The sequence below is a fragment of the Streptomyces sp. GS7 genome, from assembly GCF_009834125.1.
GTDB lineage: Bacteria > Actinomycetota > Actinomycetes > Streptomycetales > Streptomycetaceae > Streptomyces.
Map to the genome: position 1 here is coordinate 5,541,276 of NZ_CP047146.1, position 15,358 is coordinate 5,556,633.

At 73.0% G+C, this 15,358-nt stretch carries 13 protein-coding genes; 5 read left to right on the forward strand and 8 right to left on the reverse strand.

Features of this window, described 5'->3' with window-relative positions:
* Positions 1–235: 235 nt before the first annotated feature.
* Positions 236–1,072, forward strand: coding sequence for a COG4705 family protein (locus tag GR130_RS24075; RefSeq protein ID WP_159506633.1), 837 nt, complete (start codon positions 236–238; stop codon positions 1,070–1,072).
* 45 nt (positions 1,073–1,117) lie between these two features.
* On the opposite strand, the gene GR130_RS24080 is transcribed toward GR130_RS24075, so the two are convergent.
* From GR130_RS24080 to GR130_RS24100, 5 genes are all read right to left on the reverse strand, one after another.
* Positions 1,118–1,903 carry a class I SAM-dependent methyltransferase gene (locus GR130_RS24080; RefSeq protein WP_159506634.1) on the reverse strand — a complete coding sequence of 262 codons (786 nt, stop codon included), beginning with the start codon at positions 1,901–1,903 and terminating at the stop codon, positions 1,118–1,120.
* Positions 1,904–2,052: 149 nt separating this feature from the next.
* Complete coding sequence (locus GR130_RS24085) at positions 2,053–3,270, reverse strand: aminotransferase class V-fold PLP-dependent enzyme (protein WP_159506635.1); 1,218 nt, start codon at positions 3,268–3,270, stop codon at positions 2,053–2,055.
* A gap of 5 nt (positions 3,271–3,275) precedes the next feature.
* Positions 3,276–4,625, reverse strand: coding sequence for a pyridoxal-phosphate dependent enzyme (locus tag GR130_RS24090; RefSeq protein ID WP_159506636.1), 1,350 nt, complete (start codon positions 4,623–4,625; stop codon positions 3,276–3,278).
* Positions 4,622–6,139, reverse strand: a complete 1,518-nt coding sequence (locus tag GR130_RS24095; RefSeq protein WP_159506637.1) for an alanine racemase — start codon at positions 6,137–6,139, stop codon at positions 4,622–4,624. Before GR130_RS24095 ends, GR130_RS24090 begins: the two co-directional genes overlap by 4 nt.
* Positions 6,140–6,233: 94 nt before the next feature.
* Positions 6,234–7,409, reverse strand: a complete 1,176-nt coding sequence (locus tag GR130_RS24100) for an alpha-hydroxy-acid oxidizing protein (protein ID WP_159506638.1) — start codon at positions 7,407–7,409, stop codon at positions 6,234–6,236.
* Positions 7,410–7,774: 365 nt separating this feature from the next.
* Here GR130_RS24100 and GR130_RS24105 point away from each other — a divergent pair, with 365 nt between their 5' ends.
* The 4 genes from GR130_RS24105 (at position 7,775) to GR130_RS24120 (ending at position 11,878) form a co-directional block, all read left to right on the forward strand.
* Positions 7,775–9,073, forward strand: a complete 1,299-nt coding sequence (locus tag GR130_RS24105; RefSeq protein ID WP_159506639.1) for a VWA domain-containing protein — start codon at positions 7,775–7,777, stop codon at positions 9,071–9,073.
* On the forward strand, positions 9,073–9,912 hold the full coding sequence (locus tag GR130_RS24110) for a hypothetical protein (RefSeq protein WP_159506640.1): 840 nt from the start codon (positions 9,073–9,075) through the stop codon (positions 9,910–9,912). The genes GR130_RS24105 and GR130_RS24110 overlap by 1 nt, the downstream gene beginning before the upstream one ends.
* Positions 9,913–10,099: 187 nt before the next feature.
* A complete protein-coding gene (locus GR130_RS24115; RefSeq protein WP_159506641.1) occupies positions 10,100–10,540 on the forward strand; it encodes a hypothetical protein in 441 nt (146 codons plus the stop codon).
* A 126-nt stretch (positions 10,541–10,666) separates the two neighbouring features.
* A complete protein-coding gene (locus GR130_RS24120; RefSeq protein ID WP_159506642.1) occupies positions 10,667–11,878 on the forward strand; it encodes a PP2C family protein-serine/threonine phosphatase in 1,212 nt (403 codons plus the stop codon).
* A gap of 174 nt (positions 11,879–12,052) precedes the next feature.
* On the opposite strand, the gene GR130_RS24125 is transcribed toward GR130_RS24120, so the two are convergent.
* The 3 genes from GR130_RS24125 to GR130_RS24135 all read right to left on the reverse strand — a co-directional run bounded on the left by GR130_RS24125 (position 12,053) and on the right by GR130_RS24135 (position 15,332).
* Positions 12,053–13,357, reverse strand: coding sequence for a PP2C family protein-serine/threonine phosphatase (locus GR130_RS24125; RefSeq protein WP_159506643.1), 1,305 nt, complete (start codon positions 13,355–13,357; stop codon positions 12,053–12,055).
* A 6-nt stretch (positions 13,358–13,363) separates the two neighbouring features.
* Positions 13,364–13,549 (reverse strand): hypothetical protein, encoded by a 186-nt coding sequence (locus GR130_RS24130; protein ID WP_159506644.1) that lies wholly within the window; start codon positions 13,547–13,549, stop codon positions 13,364–13,366.
* Between the two features lie 166 nt (positions 13,550–13,715).
* Positions 13,716–15,332 carry a hypothetical protein gene (locus GR130_RS24135; protein WP_236573423.1) on the reverse strand — a complete coding sequence of 539 codons (1,617 nt, stop codon included), beginning with the start codon at positions 15,330–15,332 and terminating at the stop codon, positions 13,716–13,718.
* Between the last annotated feature and the right edge of the window lie 26 nt (positions 15,333–15,358).

Here is a 15,358-nt window from a genome sequence, read left to right on the forward strand (position 1 = left end):
CCGCACATGCTAGGCAGGCGCAACGCCTCCGAACATCCTTCCGCCCCCTTAGATGCGAAGAGTTTCCCCGGGGTTCATCGGTCGGTTGATCGATCATTCGGCCGACCCGGCCCCACTCCCCGGAGCGCATGCACCTTCGCTCCCCAGGGGGTGCGCAGACCCCACCCGGGATCGTCTACAGTCCTGTAGACGATCGCGGATCGCGAAACGGCGCACCGCGCCGGAAGGGCGGAACATGACGATGGGGCAGCCGAGCGGCACGACGGTGGCGGCGCCGGCGGGACAGGAACGGCACCACGGAGCCGCGGGACACGGGGCGGGCTGGAGCAAGGTACCCGAAGTCACGGCACTGTTCTGGGTGGTGAAGATCCTCACCACCGGCATGGGCGAGACCGCCTCGGACTACCTGGGCCGGACGCTCGGTCCGATACCTGCCGGTGCGCTCGGATTCACCGCTTTCGCCCTGATGCTGGCCGTGCAGTTCCGGACCCGGCGCTACCGGGCCGGGATCTACTGGTCCGCGATCGTCATGGTCAGCGTCTTCGGCACCATGGCCGCCGACGTCGTCCATGTCATCGCCGGCGTCCCCTACGCGGTCTCCACCGTCGCCTTCTCGGCCGCACTGGCCGTCATCCTGTTCGCCTGGTACCGCTCCGAGGGCACGCTGTCCATCCACAGCATCCGCACCCGCCGCCGCGAGACGTTCTACTGGGCGACCGTGCTCGCCACCTTCGCGCTGGGCACCGCGGTCGGCGACCTGCTGGCCGGCACCCTGAAACTGGGGTACCTCCCCGCCGGCATCGTCTTCGGCGTGCTCATCCTCGTGCCCGCGCTGTCCGGCCGCTTCCTCGGGCTGAACGCGGTCGCCGCCTTCTGGGGCGCGTACATCCTGACCCGCCCGCTCGGCGCCTCCTTCGCCGACTGGATGGGCGTCTCGGCCCAGCGCGGCGGCCTCGACTGGGGCACCGGTCCGGTCACGCTGGCGCTCACGGCGCCCATCGTGGTGCTCGTCGGCTACCTGGCGATCAGCCGCACGGACACGCCCAAGGACGCACTCCCGGACGCCGGCTGACCGGGGCTCGTCCGGAAAGCCGGGGCCTGCCCGGAAAGACACCGCCTAGCGGATCGCCACCAGTACGTAGCTGTCGCCGAACTGCCAGACCGGCAGGACGTGCGCGAAGCCGGCCTGGAGGAGCAGGGCGGTGTGGCCGGAGACGGACAGGCCGTTACCGGCACCGTGGCCGTCACCGGCGCCTTGGCCGCCGCCGGGGGCGCACTGCCGGCGACGGCGTTCGGCGAGCGGTTCGGCCAGCTCCGGCTCGTCCGACACCGCCGTCCACCAGGCATCCCAGTCCTCGTCGGCGTACGCCTGCTGCCGATCGGCGCGGCGGTGCCCCACATGGGCGGCGAGCGCGGCGGCGACGGGGTCGCGCTGCGGCAGGTGGTCGCCGTTGATCAGCGCGCCGCCGGGCCGCAGCAGGGCGGCGAGCTGGGCGTAGGTGCACCGGAGGGTGGCCTCGGGGAGGTAGTGCAACGCGGTGGTGGACACCGCGGCGTCCAGCGCGCGGCCCAGCGCCAGGGCCTCGGTCCAGCCGTCCTCGCCGATGACGGTGTCCACGTAGCGCGCCGCGGCGGAGTGGTGGGTGCGGGCCAGTTCCAGCAGCAGCGGGTCCATGTCGACCGCCACCACCTCCGCACGGGGCAGCCGTTCGGCGAGCCGGGCGGCGAGCGATCCGGGTCCGCAGCCCAAGTCGACGACCAGTGGGCGATTCTGACCCTGCGTCACATGCTCGACCACATCGGCGATGACCGTGAACCGCTCCTCGCGGTCGATGGCATAGCGCCGCTGCTGGCGCTCCCAGCGCTCCACCCACAGTTCCGCCGCCGCCATGCTCAGCCCCATCTGGTCGCGCCACCTCTGCCGTTCACACCCGCGATAACCGGTCCACCACGAGGCTACAGGTGGAAACGGTTTCCATTAGCCATAAGGGTCGCCATTCACTCCCGAGTGGCAGCCACCCCGGAGTGGCAGCCACCCCCGAGGAGCGGCCCTCACACCAGGGAGGCGAGGACGGCGAGCAACCGGTCGATTTCCTCCGGGGTGTTGTAGACATGCAGGCTCACCCGCACCGAACTCGACCGCTCCCCCGCCCTCCCCTGGCAGTGCCCGTCCGTCCGCACCATGAAGCCGTGGCTGAAGAGGATGAAGCCCAGGTCGCGGGCGCTGATGTCGCGGTGCCGGAAGGTGACGATGCCGCAGCGCTGCTGAACCGGCGAGTCGAGCGCCAGACTGCGCTGGCAGCCGAGGATCTCGTACGCGTCCAGCCGCCGCAGCCCGTCGGACAGCCGTGCCGCGAGGGCGACCGTCCAGCGCGCGATCCGGTCGGTGCCCGCGGCGTCCAGCCAGTCGAGCGCCGCCGAAAGGCTCGCTACGCCGGTCGTGTTGGGGCTGCCGCGCCAACCGCCGGGGACGAACTCCGGACCGCGGGCCTGCCGGGCCCACAGGGCGCCGGAGCCGGGCAGCGCCAGGGCCTTGTGCCCGGAGAACACCACGAAGTCCACGTCGAGTTCGGCGACCGAGACCGGCAGATGGCCGATGCTCTGCGCGGCGTCGAGGCAGATCGGCACGTCCGGCCCCACCACCCGCCGGATCAGGTGCACGTTCATGTTCCCGCCGTAGACATGGTGCACGTGCGTGGCGGCGACGAACCGGGTGCGCGGCCCGGTCGACTCGGCCAGCGCCGCCGGGTCGTAGTCGCCCGACGACGTCTGGTAGGGCATCTCCCGCACCCGGATCCGCACGCCCTGCCGGGCCAGCCGGTCCCGGGCCTCCAGCCACGGCGAGAGATTGGCCTCGTGGTCGGCGAACGGAACGACGATCTCGTCCCCGTCACGGAGCAGTTCGGGCAGCCAGTCCTGGGCGAGGACCCGCAGCCCTTCGGTCGTCCCGCCGGTGAAGTGGACCGCGGAGCGGGCCGGGTCCGGGTCGCCGAGAAAGGTCTTGATCCGGTCGCGGGTACCGGCCACCAGCGCCGTGGTGGCATTGGCCCACGGGTAGGAACCGCGGCCCGCGTTGGCGTTGGCGGTGGTCAACTGGGCCTGGACCGCGTCCAGTACGGCCTGCGGCTTCTGGGACGTGGCCGCGCTGTCCAGGTACGCCAGCTCCGGATTGCCGGTGATGATCGGGAACTGGGCGCGCAGCGCGCGCTGCCACGGGCCGAGCTCCGCGAACAGCGCCGCACTGCGGTCACGCGCCGCGATGGGGGCCATACCGGTCACTCCCGCACCAGCGGAGCGCCGGCGTCCCGCCAGGCGATGACCCCGCCGCTGAGGCTGCGGACGTCGGGATGCCCCATGCGGGTCAGCAGCGCGGCATAACGGGCCGACTGCTCGCCGACCGGGCAGACCAGCAGCACCGGCTGCTGCTTGCCGAACGGCAGCCCGCCCCGCACCAGTTCCTCGAAGAGCTCGTCCACGATGTTGATCGCCCCCTCGATGTGCAGCGCGGCGTACGCGAACGGGCTGCGCAGGTCCACCACCAACGGGCGCTCCTGCACCATCCACTTCTGGGCGTCCTGGGTGTCGATGGCGCCCGCCGAGGCGATCTCGGCGGCGGTCAGATCGGCCACCGCGTTCCTGCGCGGCGGCTGGTGGAACAGGTCGGGGCGGCGCTGCCTGGTGTAACCGAGATAGCTCTCGATGCGGTCGCAGACGATGAAGACCGCCGACCTGCGCGCACCGCGCGCCGCCGCACTCCCCTGACCTGACGTCAACTCATCGTCCCAGGCCTGCAGATGGCGCACCGTTCCGTAGTAGGCCGCCCCGCCGGTGGGTCCCGCCAGGATGCCGCAGCGGCGGGCCAGGGTCAGCATCCCCTCGATGGCCTCGTCGGAACTGACCGACTCCATGGTGTCGTAGGTGTCCGGGTCGAAGAGGCCGACCTCGTGGACCTCGTCGAGGGTGCGGATGCCGGGGATGAAGTCCGCCTTGCCGGCGACCAGGCCGACGACCCGGACGCGCGGATCGTGCTCCCGCAGCACCCTCGCCACCCCGGTCGACGAACCCGCGGTGCCGACACAGGCGATGAACCAGTCCGGTGCCCGCCCGTCCAGGTCCTTGACGATCTCCGGGCCGGTACCCGTCGTGTGCGCCTCGGTGTTGCGGGCGTTGAAGTACTGGTCGGTGTGCAGATAGCTGTGGCCGAGCCCGGACAACTCCCGGTGGAAGAGGGTGAGGGGGTCGTCGGTGTTGGTCGGGTCCAGGCATTCGCTCTGCCCGGGAAGCTCCTCGATCTCGGCGCCCAGCAGCAGGAGCAGGTCCTTGATCTCCGGTATCCGCATCCGGTTCGTCACGCTCTTGAAGGAGAGCCCGTGCATGCCCGCGATCACGGCCAGCGCCTTCGCGGTGTTGCCGCTGGAGAGTTCCACGACCTGGCTGCCGTGCGCGACGGCGTCGGCCAGCCCGGCGCGGGCCATGTGCCACGCGGCGCGGTCCTTGACCGAGCCGAAGGGGTTGAGCAGTTCCAGCTTGGCGTACAGGTCGATATGGCGCAGCCCGTGCACGGCCGGATCGATACGCACCAGCGGGGTGTTCCCGATGGCCTCGGTGATGCTGTCGTACCTCATCGCTCTCCCCCTGGACGTGTGATCGGCCAGTACTGCTCGTCGAGGCACCAATGCCAGGAGCCCTCCTCCTGCCAGGCGGCGACCTTGCGCGCGACGGGCTGGTGCTGCGCGCCGCTGGTCTGGAAATCCATGCAGTAGCCCGCGGTGTTGGCGAAGCCCAGCAGTTCGCCGGGCCGGGGCAGCCGCGGCAGGAAGACCATCCGGCGGGTGATCAGATCGGCCTCCAGGCAGAGGCTGCCCGCCAGATAGACGCCCACCGGCTCACCGCCGCAGGTGGCGCGGACCCCGTCCCGGGCGAGGAGGACGGGGTCCATCAGCACCCCGTGCTCCTCCAGCCCCGCGTCATCGGCCTTCATCCCCAGCCGGACCAGGTGCTCGCCGCCGTCCGTGCGGCGTACCTCCAGCACCCGGGCCAGCACCAGCCCGCACTGGTCCACCAGGGCGCGCCCCGGCTCCGTGTACAGGTCGTAGAGGTTCTCCAGCAGCAGGGTGGCCAGCGGCCGGCCGCCGAAGGAGGGCGCGGGCAGGGACAGCAGCTCGTCGAGGTACCGGTCGCCGGCGACCGGGCGGTGGGCCGGGTAGAGGGCGAGCGAGCCGCGCAGGGTGCCCGCGTCGTTGCGCAGCCCGTAGCCGTGTCCGCGCCAGGTGATGGCGGGCCGCCGCCCCAGTACGGCGGCGGTCAGCGCGGAGGTGTAGCGCTCCCATTGCGCCCCGTGGGCAAGGTAGTTGACGCCGAAGCCGCCGCCGATGTCCACCACCCGGGGCCGCAGTCCGCGGCCGCGGCAGGCGTCCATGGCCCGGACGCAGCCTTCCAGGGCGCGGGCCTTCTCGTCCAGGCTGGTGGTGTCCAGGTGGTAGCCGACACCGATCAGCTCGACCGCGTCGGCGTGCCGCTCGACCGCCTTCAGCAGTTGCTCCAGCTCCCCCGCCGGTGAGCCGAAGCGGCTGGGCCGGCTGAGCACCCGGACGCCGGGGCCGTCGAAGGCCGAGAGCCGTAACAGCACGCGTATTCGGGCGAGTTCACGCTCCCTCACCAGGGTGGCGAGCGCCTCCAGCTCACCGTACGAGTCGACGTTGACGGTGACGCCGGTGCGGGCGGCGAGCCACAGGAACTCCGGGTTCTTGGGGCCGGTCGCCATGATGCGGTCCGGGGTGAAACCGGCCCCCAGCGCATGCTGCAACTCGCCCAGCGAGGCGACGTCGACGGCCGCGTCCGCCGCCGCGAGCCGCCGTACCAGCGCGCTGGAGCGGTTCGCCTTGTGCGCGAAGAACACCTGGCCGCCGAGATGACGGGTGCCGTACGCGGCGCGGAACCGCTCGGCGTTCTCGGCGATCTGGTCCGGCAGTACCACGTTGAGCGGCGAGCCCAGCGCGTCGACGAGGGTGTGCAGCAACCGCCCCGACCTCAGCAGCGACGCCAGACGCTCCTCCAGACGAGGCTCCAGAGACAGCGGCTCCGGTGACGATGGCACAGCAGCCGCCAAGTGACCCCCCTGGAAACGGACATGACGCATCCCGCTCGGTTCGCGTTAACCACTTCCCGCTCCCGGCGGCCTTTACGCCCGAGTGCGCCCGCCCGCCGGGGCCCGGCCCGGCGGGCGGTGCGGGTCACACGCGTACCAGAGTGTCCGGGCGGAGGTCGGCGAGCGTCGGGTAGCCGTCCACCGCCATCAGGAGATCGGCCTCGGCCAGCAGCGAGCGCAGGACGTGGACGATGCCGTCCGTGCCGCCGAGGGCCGCGCCGTAGGCGTACGGGCGGCCGACGGCGACCGCGGTCGCGCCGAGGGCGAGCGCCTTGACGACGTCGGTGCCGGTGCGGACACCGGAGTCGAACAGCACCGGCAGGCCCTCGGCGGCGGCCACCACACCGGGCAGCGCGTCGAGGGCGGGCAGGCCGCCGTTGGCCTGGCGCCCGCCGTGGTTGGAGCAGTAGACGCCGTCCACCCCGCCGTCCCTTGCGCGGCGTACGTCCTCGGGGTGGCAGATGCCCTTCAGGAGCAGCGGCAGGTCGGTCAGGGAGCGCAGCCAGGGGAGGTCGTCCCACGTCAGCGGGTTGCTGAAGACGCCGGAGTAGAGGGCGACGGCGGCGCCGGGGTCCTCCTCGGGCGGCTTGGGCAGCCGGGCGCGGAAGACCGGGTCCGAGGTGTAGTTGGCCAGGCAGTGGCCGCGCAGCTGGGGGAAGTTGGCGGTGGCCAGATCGCGCGGGCGCCAGCCGAGGGTCCAGGTGTCCAGGGTGACGACGATGCCCTTGAACCCGGCGGCCTCGGCGCGCCGGACCAGGCTCTCGGCCAGCTCCCGGTCGCTGGGGGTGTAGAGCTGGAAGAAGCCGGGGGTGCCGCCGTACTCGGCCGCGACCTGCTCCATGGGGTCGGCGGACAGGGTCGAGGCGATCATCGGTACGCCGGTACGGGCCGCGGCGCGCGCGGTGGCCAGATCGCCGTGCCCGTCCTGGGTGCACAGTCCGATCACCCCGATGGGAGCCATCAGCAGCGGCGACGGCAGGGTCATCCCGAACAGCTCGACGCTGAGGTCGCGTTGGGCGGCGCCGACCATCATCCGCGGCATCAGCCCCCAGCGCCCGAAGGCGCTGACGTTGGCGCGCTGGGTGCTTTCGTCCCCGGCGCCGCCGTACACGTACGACCAGACGGACGGTGGCAGGGCGGACTCGGCGCGCGCCTCCAGCTCGGCGAAGGTCATCGGCAGCCGCGGCAGTTCACCGTGCAGCAGGCCGTTGGCGTGGATCTCGTTCTGGTAGTCGCCGAAATGCGGGTTCGTGGGCGCCATCTTCTCCGTCTCCCTGGTGTCGCGGGGCTGCTGTTCTGTTCTCTTCTGTTCTGTGCGGGACGCGTCGGTCGCTTCTTCGGCTCTCTTCGGTGTTCCGGCGGCTTCCCGCGCGTTCCGGTGCGCTCCTGCCGCTCCCTGCGACGTTCCTACCGCCTTCCGCGGTGGCATGCCGCCGAAGGCACGCAAGCGGCCCGGTCCCCGTCGAGGTGGGGCCGCAGATGAGCCACCTACGTGTCCGGGATCCCGGGGACAGCGGTTCGTCGCCGGGGCCGGGAAGTCGCGTACGCCCGCTCCTCCTACGGGAGGTTTGCCGCCTCCCTCAGGGTCGTTTTGGACTCGGCGCGATTTCTCCATACGATCCGGCGATGATCACCAGAACGATCACCAAACGGATCACCAGGCGAAGGCTGGCGGCCGGGGTGTGCGGGCTGCTGGCCGCCCTGACGGTCGGGCTGTCGCCCACCCCGGCCGCCGCCGGCGAACCCGCGCAGCAGTCCGCCCCCAAGGTCGAGCTGACGCTCGACGTCAGCGGCTCGATGCGGACCCGGGACATCGACGGGCAGAGCCGGATGTCCGCGGCGAAGCAGGCGTTCAACGACGTGCTGGACGCCGTCCCCGAGGGCGTCCAGCTCGGCATACGCACCCTGGGCGCCAACTACCCGGGCGAGGACCGGCAGGTCGGCTGCAAGGACACCCGCCAGCTCTACCCGGTCGGCCCGATCAACCGCACCGAGGCCAAGACCGCGGTCGCCACGCTCGTCCCCACCGGCTGGACGCCGATCGGCCCCGCCCTCCAGGCCGCGGCCAAGGACCTCCAGGGCGGTGACGGGCAGCGCAGGATCGTCCTCATCACCGACGGCGAGGACACCTGCGCCCCGTTGGACCCCTGCCAGGTGGCGCGCGACATCGCCGCCCAGGGCATCCACCTCACCGTCGACACGCTCGGGCTGCTGCCGGACGCCAAGACCCGCAGCCAGCTGAGCTGTATCGCCGAGGCCACCGGCGGCACCTACACCTCGGTGCAGCACCGCGGCCAACTCCGCGACCGGGTCCACCAGTTGGTCAACCGTACGGCGCATCCCGTGCGGACACCGGTCGCCACCCAGGGCACCCAGCAGTGCACCGGCGCCCCACAGCTCAAGCCCGGTCTCTACAGCGACCGCGAGAAGTTCGCCGAGCACCGCTGGTACCGCGTCGACGTCAAGCCCGGCCAGGAGCTGCGCGCGTCGGTGAGCGTCGCGGCGGACCGCGCCGTCAACAACGACTACGGGGTGCTGCTCCGGGCCTCCACGGTGCACGGACGGGAGATCGTCCGCGGCTCCGAGGCAGGCGACGGCCGTACCGACGCCGTCTCGACGGGGCTGCGCTACGCCAAGCCCCCGGCCGGCTCCTCGGACGACGCGGGCAAGAACGCGGCGGAGACCGTCTGCCTCCAGGTCAGCAACTCCTTCTCGGCGCCCGCCTCGGTCAAGACCGACCCGGGCATGCCGGTCGAGCTGGCCGTGGATGTGGTGGACGGGCCGCACAACGCCTCCGACGCGGCCTCCTTCGGCCTCGGCCGGGGCTGGTGGCTGCTGGGCGCCCTGGCGCTCGCCGGGCTGCTGGGCGGCCTGCTGTGGGGCTGGATCTCCCGTTGGCGCGTCACCGTCTGGAGGACCAACTGATGCGTAGCGTACGTCGATTGACGACGACCGTCGCCGCGGTGCTGGTGGCGTGCGCCGGGCTCGCCGGTGCGGCAGGCACCGCCGTCGCCGACAGCCCGAGCCCGAGCGCCAGTGCCTCCGCCGGGGCTGACAGCGCCCCCACCGAGGCCGGTACCTCCTTCCGTACCGCGACGCCGATCAGGATGGACCAGCGGGCCACCGCCGGCGCCTCCACCGGCGACTACCTCTACTGGGTGCTGCCGATCGATGCCGGAGCGCGCGCCACGGTCAAGGCGAAGGTGACGCTGCCGCCGTCGTCCGCCCGGCACGGCGCGGCGACCTGGCAGCTGGACGTGTACGACGGGCTGCGCCGCCGGCAGGCGTGCCGGTACGGGGCGCAGACCAAGGCGGCGGCCAAGGACGCCGCGTCGGTCGAGCTGTCCTGCTCGCTGCGGACCGTGCGCGGCTGGGCGGAGCAGTGGGCGAACGACCCGCTGCCGGGGAGCTACTACATCCGGCTGACCGTCGTCGACCTGCCTCAGGACGACCTGGGGCAGCCGGTGCACGCCGAGGTCGAGGCGTCCGCCTCCGAAGCGGGCGGCGCGCAGGCGGTGGACGGCAAGCTGTCCGCTCCCCTGGTGCCGGGCGCGGTCGCGCCGGCCCCGAAGCCCAGTGGGAGCGCGGCGGCGCAGCAGCCCGCGGCGTCCGACGCGCCGGACGGCGGCTGGTCGTCGGGCTGGTGGTCGGACCGCTGGGTGTGGACCGCCGTGGGCGGCGTTCTCGCGGCTCTCGCGGGCATCGGCGGCTACCGGCTGACCCGGGGCTCCGGCCGGCCGTCGTACCTGCCGCCGGGGGCCTGACCCGGCCGGCGGATCCGACGGGGCGGTCGCGGCGCGGGCCGTGGCCGCCCCGATCAGGAAACCGGCTCATCTCGCAACCTGGCGGCGGCAATTGCCATCAAGACAAGCGAGAGGCGCACGAGCCGGACACCGCACGACGTACGCCCATGCACCCGACCGAACACGACACCAGCAAAGGACGCCACCTGTGAAGCCAGCCCTTCTGAACCGCCGGGCCGCCGGTACCGCCGTCGCCACCCTGACGCTCGCCGCGTGCACCGTCGGCGCCCTGGCGTCCCCGGCCGCCGCCAAGGCCAATTCCATCACCGTCGGCAAGGTCGCCCTGGACACCCGGCACGCGGTGATAACGGCCGCCCTCGCCTACTCCTGCGACCCCGGCTCCGACGTGCACCTGGCGACCACCGCGACGCGCCTGCACCCGGCAAAGGGGCACCGGCCGGCCGTGGCCACCGCGACCCTGGCCAACAAGAAGCTGGTCTGCGACGCGCGGCAGCACCGGGTGCGACTGACCCTGCGCCCCAAGCCCGGCTCCTCGTTCCACAAGGGAAACAAGGTCCAGGTCGCTGCGAGCGTCGTCACCCCGCACGGTGCCCACTACGCCGACGCGAAGAAGATCGTCACCCTCTGACCCGGGACGCCGTCGCGCTCCGGCACGGGGCGCGACGCGGCAGCCCGGAACCTGTCCGGCCGGCCTCTCCGGGCGGCCGGACAGGCCCTGCGGGCACTGCAGCCGCGCCGGGTGTAAAGAGGAGGTATGCGCGTCCGGCAGGGTCGCCCCCGTCCCGGCAGGTCCTGGCAGCTGAGCCACGGGTTGGTCGCCATCCCGCTCGCGCTGATCGTCGCGGTCACCGTGCTGGACATCAGCACGCCCACGAGCATCCACCTGGGCCCGTTCCTGGTGGCCGCGCCCGCGATCACCGCGTCCTTCGCGGGGGCCCGCCTGACCGGCGCCGTCGGAGCCCTGGCGGTGGCCGCCCAGATCCTCATCGGCCAGCTGCACGGCGGGTTGACGACCGCGAACCACCAGGCGCAGGTCGCCGCCCTCCTCGTCCTGTCGGTACTGGTGACGATCTTCCGCTATGTGCGCGACCGGCATGCGCGGCAGCTCGTCCAGGTACGGTCGGTGGCCGCGGCGGCACAGCAGGTGCTGCTGTGGCCGCTGCCCCGCCGGATCGGCCGGCTGCGGATCGAGTGCGCGTACATCTCGGCGGAGGAGGAGGCCGAGATCGGCGGTGATCTGTACGCGGCGGCGCCGGTGCCGGGCGGGGTCCGGCTGGTCATCGGGGACGTGCGCGGCAAGGGCCTGGCGGCCATCGGCGAGGCGTCCGCGCTGGTCGGCGCCTTCCGCGGGGCGGCCTACCGGCACCTCCCCCTCGCGGGCATGATGGCGCACCTGGGCAACTCGGTGTACTGGAACCTGGCCCACGCCCCCGAGGAGGACCCGGAGTCGTTCGTCACCGCGCTGATGCTGGACGTGCCCGACAGCGACCCGTTCCTGCGGATGGTGAACTGCGGACACCCTCCGCCGTTGCTGCTGCGCGACGACAGGGTCCTGCCGCTGGAGGTCGCCGATCCGGCGATCCCGCTGGGCCTGAACACCCCCTCGCCGAGCGAGTACGAGGTCGAGACGTTCCCGTTCGCATCGGACGATGTGCTGCTGCTCTACACGGACGGGGTGATGGAGACCCGCAACCGCGACGGCGTCTTCTACCCGTTGGCCGACCGGCTGGCCTCCTGGAACGACCGCGACCCGGCCTCCCTCGTGCGGCGTCTCCACGACGATCTGCTCCGGTACGCGGACGGGAACCTGGGCGATGACGCGGCGATGATCGCCATCACCCGGTTCCCGGACGCCGAGGAACCGGGCGCGGGGCGACCGGCCCCGGAGCAACCGGACGCGGAACAGCCCGCCACGGGGACGTCGGCGGGCCGGCCGTCACCGCCGCCGCGGCGCCCGGCGCCGTAGCGGTGCGGCGGTACCGGAGGACGGGGACCCGACCACGCCGCGCACCGACCCTCACGAGGCGACCGGCGGTCGGCAAGCACATCGTCCGGGTCGATCCGTCCGACGACGCCACCGGCACCCCGCGCATCACCGGCTCTTCCCGCTCGCACGGGACGCCGGCCGTCGACTGCCCCCTCACTCGCCCCGTACCGGCAACTCACCACCGTCTCCCTTGAGTTGGACCGATCCGCAGCACCCCTCCGCGGACTCACCGTTGCGCGGCGACACGACGTCCGGTCGGGCGGGCCGCCGGGAGCCGCCGGGGCCCGGGTGGTGGCGGATGCGGGCGGCGAGGACCGCGACATCGTCCTCGGCGCGCCGTCCGTCGAGGCGGAGCAGCACCTCGTCGAGCACGTCCTCCACCCCGGCGCCGGCGGGCAGGCGCATCCCCGCGACCCGGTCCAGGGAGGCGTCGATGTCCTCGCCGCGCCGTTCGACGAGGCCGTCGGTGAACATCACCAGGGTGTCGGCGGGGGTGAGGGCGCGGGTGACCAGGTCGTAGCCCCCGACGCCGGTGCCCAGCGGCGGGCCGACCGGGACGCGGAGCAGTTCGGCGGTGCCGGCGCCGGTGAACACGACCGGCGGGAGATGGCCCGCGGCGGCGAACGCGGCGATACCGCGGGCCGGATCCACCCGGGCCAGCAGACAGGTCGCCGGGCGGCGGCCGTCGTCCTCGGCCACCGCGAGGTCGAGCTGGCGCAGGACCCGGTGCGGCGGCAGATCGGCCGAGGCGACGTAACGGAGGGCGGAGCGGTAGGCGTTCATGTCGACGGCCGCGTCGAGCCCGTGCCCCATGACGTCGCCGACGGCCAGCAGGGTGCGCCCGAAGTGGAGCCGTACGGACTCGAACCAGTCGCCGCCGACCAAGGCGCTGGTGCCGGACGGCAGATAGCGGGTGGCCAGCTCCAGGTTGGGGTGCGGGCGGCCGGGTTCGGCGAGCAGCGCGCGTTGCAGGTCCATCGAGGTGCGCCGGGTGGCGGCGTGGCGCCGGGCGTGCGCGAGATGGGCGGCTGCCAGGCGGGCCGCGTGGCGGAGGGTGGCGCTCTCGTCCTCGGTGAAGCCGCCGTCGGCGCGGGCGGCAAGCAGCACGCCGTAGAGGTGGCCGTGGGCGAGGAGCGGCACCGACAGGGGCACCGGTACGGCGGCGAACCCGGATTCCAGCAGCGGGGCGGAGCCCGCCTCGGCCGCCCGGTGCAGCGCTGCCGGGGACGGTGGACCACCGGGTGTTCCGGGTGCGCCGGTGGCCGCGTCCTCGGGGAGGAGGTCCACCGCGGCGGCGTCGCACAGCCGTCGGCAGACGAACCGGGCGAGTTCGGCGCAGGTGGTCTGCTCGTCCAAGGTGGTGCCGATCCGCTCGGCTGCCTCCTCGACCGCGTGCAACCGCGCCCGCAGCCCCGCGCCGGGCTCCGTCGGCGGGCGGTGGTCGTCAGCCGAGAGCACCCGCGCTCAGCGGTTCGCCGCGTGAGGGGCGGCCAGCACGGCTCGGTCGTCGCCGGATACTCCCCTCGGCCCTCCGGCGCTCTCGCGCCGGTCGGTGATGCCAGGGCGGCCGGCAGGAGAGACCGGGAGGCATTCCGTCACGTCCTCGGTGATTTCGAGGAGGACGGCCTCGCCGATGCTGATCGTGCTCATGGTCCACTTCCGGAACGGTGCGTTGACGGCACTGAAGACTGTGAGGAGGGGGGTGTGGTGATGCACCCCCGATCAAACACGGTGCGGAAGTTTCCGGTCCGCACATCCGAACGGAGATCCGGTGAATTCTGCGCTCGCCGGAATTTCCCCCGCATATCCGCGGGATTTACCTTGCGGCCGTTTTCCGGGCCTTCGGGACCGGCGCGAGATAGGCACGGTATCCCCGGAATCGGGTGGAGTCGGGCAGCGGCGCGGGGTGCCAGGAACGGGCGTAGGCCGGGGGCGCGGTGCGCGGCGGGACGAGCAGGGCCACCGGGCGTCGGTTGGCCTCGGCGCGCAGTCCGTCGGGGGTGATGCTGGCGTCGGGGCCGCCGATCTGCCGGGAGGCGCAGCCCGTGTAGTACGCGATCTGGACGGCGTTCTCGCCGGAGAGCGTGCAGGGCGGGCGCAGTCCGAGGCCGTGCAGGGCGGTGGCGACGGCCGTGAAGTCCTGGTGCATATGGCGGTTGCGGGCGGTGTTGCCGGTCAGCACGGCGCCCTGGACGGCCAGATGTCCCAGGAGGGCCACGGTGAAGAGGATCGTGGCGAACGGGCGGAGTCGGTCCCCGCGCGCGATCAGCCGCCACACGCAGTCGGCCACGGGGAGGGCCAGCAGGGCGTAGCCGGGCAGCAGGAAGCGGGGCGCGGCGTAGTCGATGAGGAAGAGGTAGGGCACGGCCATCACCAGCGCTACCGCGCCGGGCAGCAGCGCGGTGGCTGGGCGCCTGGCCCGTACGGCGGCCAGGATGCCCCCGACGACCAGGACGGGCAGGGCGAACCACCACACCGCCGTGACGGGGTGGCTCCAGGGCACGTCGCAGGGACGGCACAGCCCGACCCCGTCCAGACTGCGGATCTGGTCCTCCACCGCGACGTTCCAGCCGATGCCGCCCTGGATCTCGGCGGCCCGGTGCAGCCGGGCGAGCAGGCCGCCGTAGCGGGTGTACGCCTCGACGACCCAGTCCGCGCCGCCCAGCACCAGCCCGCCCACCAGCAGCAGGACGAGCCCGGGGCGCCGCCACCGGGGCACCGCCAGCGCCGCGGCGGCCAGCGCGAGCACCAGCCAGACGGCGTCCGGCGGGCGCATCAGCGCCACCACCGCGACGGCGAGCGGGAGCATGACCCGCGCCGACCGGTCGGCGCGGTCCCGTACGGCGCGCAGGAAGCAGCCGACGGCGGCCAGCGTGGCGTACGCGCTCCAGGGGTTGGGCATGGCCTGGGGCGCGTAGTAGAGGGTGATCCAGAGGGTGGCGAAGAGGGCGCCCCCGAGGGCCAGGACGCGGGTGGGCAGCAGCCGGCGCCAGATCCACAGCGCGCCCAGGAGACCGGCGCCGGAGAGCACCGCGAGGACGATCCGCAGGACGGTGGTGGAGGAGGTCAGTTCGGTCACCGGCGCGATCAGGTAGGTGATGCCGCGGGCCCGCGGTGCGCTGAAGAAGGCAGGTGGCGCGTGCCGGCTGACCTGGCTCGCGTAGACCGTCTCGTCCCAGCCCAGCCCGGATCCGGGTGCCACCAGGGCCACCTGGAGGAGGACGAAGAGCGCGCTGACCGCGACGAGCCAGGGCAGCGTGCGCGGGGCGGAGACGTCGGCGGGCAGCGGGCGGAGCCCGTGGACCTGGACCGGAGCCCGGCGCAGCGCCCGACCGTCCCTCAGGGCCCGGCTCCATTCCGTGGTCCGGCCCCCGTAGGTGGCCCGGCCACCGGCAAGGGGCCGGGGCGCTTCCATGGTCCCGTTCTCTTCCATCGTGAGACCTCGCGAGATCGAGTGGC

Excerpts from the sequence above, each read along its gene's own strand:
- GR130_RS24075 (WP_159506633.1), top strand. The coding sequence starts at position 236 with ATGACGATGGGGCAGCCGAGCGGCACGACGGTGGCGGCGCCGGCGGGA.
- GR130_RS24085 (WP_159506635.1), bottom strand. The coding sequence starts at position 3,270 with ATGGCCCCCATCGCGGCGCGTGACCGCAGTGCGGCGCTGTTCGCGGAG.
- GR130_RS24135 (WP_236573423.1), bottom strand. The coding sequence starts at position 15,332 with ATGGAAGAGAACGGGACCATGGAAGCGCCCCGGCCCCTTGCCGGTGGC.
- GR130_RS24105 (WP_159506639.1), top strand. The coding sequence starts at position 7,775 with ATGATCACCAGAACGATCACCAAACGGATCACCAGGCGAAGGCTGGCG.
- GR130_RS24095 (WP_159506637.1), bottom strand. The coding sequence starts at position 6,139 with ATGCGTCATGTCCGTTTCCAGGGGGGTCACTTGGCGGCTGCTGTGCCA.
- GR130_RS24130 (WP_159506644.1), bottom strand. The coding sequence starts at position 13,549 with ATGAGCACGATCAGCATCGGCGAGGCCGTCCTCCTCGAAATCACCGAG.
- GR130_RS24120 (WP_159506642.1), top strand. The coding sequence starts at position 10,667 with ATGCGCGTCCGGCAGGGTCGCCCCCGTCCCGGCAGGTCCTGGCAGCTG.
- GR130_RS24100 (WP_159506638.1), bottom strand. The coding sequence starts at position 7,409 with ATGGCGCCCACGAACCCGCATTTCGGCGACTACCAGAACGAGATCCAC.
- GR130_RS24080 (WP_159506634.1), bottom strand. The coding sequence starts at position 1,903 with ATGGGGCTGAGCATGGCGGCGGCGGAACTGTGGGTGGAGCGCTGGGAG.
- GR130_RS24110 (WP_159506640.1), top strand. The coding sequence starts at position 9,073 with ATGCGTAGCGTACGTCGATTGACGACGACCGTCGCCGCGGTGCTGGTG.
- GR130_RS24090 (WP_159506636.1), bottom strand. The coding sequence starts at position 4,625 with ATGAGGTACGACAGCATCACCGAGGCCATCGGGAACACCCCGCTGGTG.